Annotated in this window: 4 protein-coding genes; 1 reads left to right on the top strand and 3 read right to left on the bottom strand. The window is 47.2% G+C overall.

Translation table 11 applies throughout. The annotated features are described in order from the left end of the window. Positions 1–148 precede the first annotated feature (148 nt). Entirely contained in the window at positions 149–1,006 is an 858-nt protein-coding gene (locus HWQ67_RS14090; RefSeq protein WP_218253326.1) for an FG-GAP repeat domain-containing protein, read from the bottom strand. Between the two features lie 368 nt (positions 1,007–1,374). Between HWQ67_RS14090 and HWQ67_RS14085 the strand changes: the two genes are divergently transcribed. After that, positions 1,375–1,887, top strand: coding sequence for a DUF29 domain-containing protein (locus tag HWQ67_RS14085; RefSeq protein ID WP_218253325.1), 513 nt, complete (start codon positions 1,375–1,377; stop codon positions 1,885–1,887). A gap of 54 nt (positions 1,888–1,941) precedes the next feature. Here the strand turns inward: HWQ67_RS14085 and HWQ67_RS14080 are convergent, their stop codons facing one another. Together HWQ67_RS14080 and HWQ67_RS14075 are read right to left on the bottom strand one after the other, a co-directional pair. Then, entirely contained in the window at positions 1,942–3,105 is a 1,164-nt protein-coding gene (locus tag HWQ67_RS14080; protein WP_218253324.1) for a phosphoribosyltransferase family protein, read from the bottom strand. Beyond that, positions 3,105–3,812, bottom strand: a complete 708-nt coding sequence (locus tag HWQ67_RS14075) for an MgtC/SapB family protein (protein ID WP_218253323.1) — start codon at positions 3,810–3,812, stop codon at positions 3,105–3,107. The genes HWQ67_RS14080 and HWQ67_RS14075 overlap by 1 nt, the downstream gene beginning before the upstream one ends. Positions 3,813–3,851: the final 39 nt, after the last annotated feature.

Here is a 3,851-nt window from a genome sequence, read left to right as displayed (position 1 = left end):
GTTCTTGAAAATGGATTCCCGTTTTCACGGGAATGACAGTAAGTGGCGATTTTGGCTGTTATATGTCATTCCTGCGAAAGCAGGAATCCAGAAAGTGCGAAACCATAGTTAAAACATTTATTGTTTTTCTATACATGATTATTCCTCCTTAAAAAAACATTTCCCAGTACGGGTCATACACAGTATCAGGTGAATCATACAAAAGACGACTCGAACCGTTCATCAACCAAATCGCAATCTGGCCAGTTGTATAATCTTGAAACAAGATGTCTGATTTGCCATCACCGTTATAGTCACCTACACCCATGCTCCGCCAACCACCACCTGTTTCACCAAGTGAACTGGTTGAAGTATGATGTGTACCGTTCATTAACCATATAGTTATTTCACTGGTTGAGACATTTTGCCAAAGAATGTCGCCCTTGCCATCACCGTTAAAATCACCTACACCTGCAACCTGCCAAACACCACCTACCATACCAGGCGGGCTAATTGAAGTATAATTTGTACCATTTATTAACCATATAACAAACTCATCAGTTGAGGTGTTCTGCCATAGTATGTCGCTCTTGCCATCACCGTTAAAATCACCTACACCTGCAACCTGCCATTTATAATCTGTCTTACCAGGTGAACCATATGAAGAAAACTTTGTACCGTTCATTAACCAAATAGCAATTTCATCGCTTGAATAGTTCTGAAACAAGATATCTGATTTGCCATCACCGTTAAAGTCACCCACACCTACAACCTGCCAGTAATATTCTGTCTTACCGGGTGAACCAAGCGATAAGTACCTTGCACCGTTCATTAGCCATATGCCAACATCACCTGTTAGTATATTTTGCCACAAGATGTCGCTCTTGCCATCGCCGTCAAAGTCATACTTCGCAAAAGCGTGGACGGGGCACACAAGGCACATCCCTCCGATTATAGTGATTAACACCAAATTAACAATAACCAATGTCGGTTTATTGGTAAACGAAAATCGATTAAATGTAATCATTACTTCCCTCCTGTATGGTTTAATAAAATCATGTTATGCCATTGTTGTGTCTGCAATATTGTAGCATTTTACCGTGTCTATTGTTATTAACTCCCAACACCCACAGTTGATTGTGACACTGCCCATTGCCCGCCCGTGTAATCCTGTACAGTACTTCAAAAATCCTCCGTATTTAATGCCTTTTTCTATCATAACTGAAAATTTATATGCTGTCAAGATAAATTTACTTTTGAAAAGTTTACTTCACATTCCAAAATATTTATATGTATAGCATGGTAAAAAAACACAACCAACGATGTGCATCCCCACACCCAACTCAACTACCAGCCATTGCAAGTATGGGGTCAAGTGGGTCTGAGGAGGGTCTTATGCTTGCCACCTTGACACATTTCATGGATAATGTTATCATAATAACTATGGATACCTTAACAGCTAACGACACGCTTACGGCTCGTGCCCTCTATGAGGTTGATTTTTATCAGTGGGCGTTTCATAATGCCGACCTGTTGCGGCAGGGCAGATTTGCAGAGATAGATATGGAAAATATAGTAGAGGAGCTGGAGGGCATGGCCAGAAATAACAAACGAGAGCTGTTGAGCCGATTGACGGTGTTAATAATGCACCTCCTGAAATGGCAGTATCAACCAAAACTGCGTTGTGGAAGTTGGACTGCAACAATAGGTAACCAAAGAACCGAAATTAAGTACCTGCTTGGGGACAGTCCTAGCTTAAAACATAATATAGAAGCCGTTATAGCTAAAGGATTCGTAGCAGCCAAACGAGAATTTGAAGCTGAAACTGGAATTAGCGCCAGGCAATTACCTGAGACATGCCCCTATACCTTTGAACAATTGATGGATTATGGTTTCCAGCCCGAATAGCCCCGATCAAAAGGAGGGCGGCTCCGCCCCCCCAGTCCCCTTGACCCCATAATGCTAAACCCTAACGTTTATATAAAAACTTCTGTCTATGTACTTAATTGTCCCCTGGGATGTAAGAAAGACCTCCCTGACCTCTGGTGCGTATCCACGTAGGATGGCGCTCAAGGTGTGATTGTCGGCGATTGTTGGGGTTTCGTAACATATCAGGATGACGTCGTACATGCCGGGGGTTACGTTGTATAGGAAGTTGTCGATGTCCTCGCCATAGTTATCCTTAAAGCGGATGGCGCTTTTGATGTCGCCATCGACGTTGAGCGGCGAGCGCGTGGTTGACTGATAATACACGTCAACGCCGCTTTGCTCAAGCCACCTGGCCAACAAAAATGGCACATACATAAACTCCCCCGTTCCAAGAACCAGCACCCTTGCCCCTGCCACCCACTGCCCCGGAGCAATGACCGCGCCACCATCAATGGTCATCCTCCTGACCCCAAAGCGTCCAAAGTTGTGCGGCACCACGGCATCCATGTAGCCGTCGTGGCGGCATACCGACGTAAAGCCGTGCGCAACAGACACATTGCCCTTCTTAAAATGTACCTCTCCACTTATGAGGCTCACAAATGTTATACCATCTATCGGTTCACGCATCCAATTGAGGTACGAGGCCACAACGTATCTCTGTACCCGTGGCAGGGTCTCCCGCAATCGCAGGACGATGTTTCGGATGGTGTTTCCCGTGGTTATTTCGTCATCTACCAGGACGATGGTCTCCGCAGTGCGCAGGATGTCCGCCAGGGTTGCATCCCTTACGGCGTACAGATAGTGTGACGGCGCATGGCAGTGCTCCTCGCTGAACTCCAGCAGCATGGGTGATGACAGCTTGTAGCGTGTAGTGTGTATGTAAAACGATTGCTCTGTCTCCAGACGTTCATAGATGCAGTTTCCCAGACCAGTTGCCGTCTCTGCAAAACCGATGACTACAATCGGCCCCGACGATGCAAGTTCCGTTCGTACCAGGGCAGCCAACGTCGTGGCAGCGGCATCCATTGCGGATGGCGCAACGGCAACGTGTTTGCCAAGCACCTTGCTGACAAAGACAAATCCCCGTTTTTCGTTTGCACGTGAACCAAACCCCGCGAGCTTTAGCAGTTCGTTGTCTGCCTTGACGGTTAGTTCGCCTGTGGTCAATTTAGTCGTGTGCGAATTTATATTCAACATCAGGGGACGTCGCTCTCCGTCCAACTGACCCATTTGACAGTCTTGATTAGCAGGAATCTGTTTACGACCTCAGACCAATCCTTGTCGCTGGTGCTGTAGATGCGTATCCGGTATGTGGCCACCTGCGAAGCAACATCGAACTCGTAACTATAACTTTGGACTACTACGGATGGGAACTCGTCAAGTACCGTCTTGAGTTTGGCTAGGGCATCCTCATCGTGTGCAAACTTGACCGTTACTATGCTGTAGAGCCTGTGTGGAGTGAGCCTTCTGACAGGATGTACCCAATACAGGGCAACAAGGATCACGCATGTGGCAAACAGCGTCTGGTATATCAGCCCCGCCCCAATGGACAAACCGATACCGGTTGCGATCCAGAGTCCTGCGGCGGTGGTCAACCCACGCACCGACCCCTTCCCCTTGATAATCGCCCCGGAGCCAAGAAACCCCATGCCGGCAATTGCATAGGAGGCAATTCGCCCCGGGTCAAGCCTAACCACCGAATGGCTGACGTCAAAGCTGTGGTATATCGCCTCAATCTGAAGCGAAAGAAGCATCATCAGACATGCCCCCGTTGAAACCACCAGGTAGGTACGAAACCCCGCAGCCTGCCCATGCGATTCCCGCTCAAAGCCAATAATGCCTCCCAACACGGCAGCCAGCAACAGTTTGCCAAACTGCAAGGACAGTGCAGACCAATCATTCACGTGTATAGTAAACCAAATATATCTTTATAGTTCCATCCT

Origin of the sequence: Candidatus Magnetobacterium casense, assembly GCF_019173545.1 — a bacterium.
Classification (GTDB): Bacteria; Nitrospirota; Thermodesulfovibrionia; order Thermodesulfovibrionales; family Magnetobacteriaceae; genus Magnetobacterium; species Magnetobacterium cryptolimnobacter.
This window is presented reverse-complemented; position numbering and strand designations above follow the sequence as displayed.

Coding starts and splice junctions, on each gene's coding strand:
- HWQ67_RS14090 (WP_218253326.1), bottom strand. CDS start 1,006: ATGATTACATTTAATCGATTTTCGTTTACCAATAAACCGACATTGGTT.
- HWQ67_RS14085 (WP_218253325.1), top strand. CDS start 1,375: ATGCTTGCCACCTTGACACATTTCATGGATAATGTTATCATAATAACT.
- HWQ67_RS14080 (WP_218253324.1), bottom strand. CDS start 3,105: ATGTTGAATATAAATTCGCACACGACTAAATTGACCACAGGCGAACTA.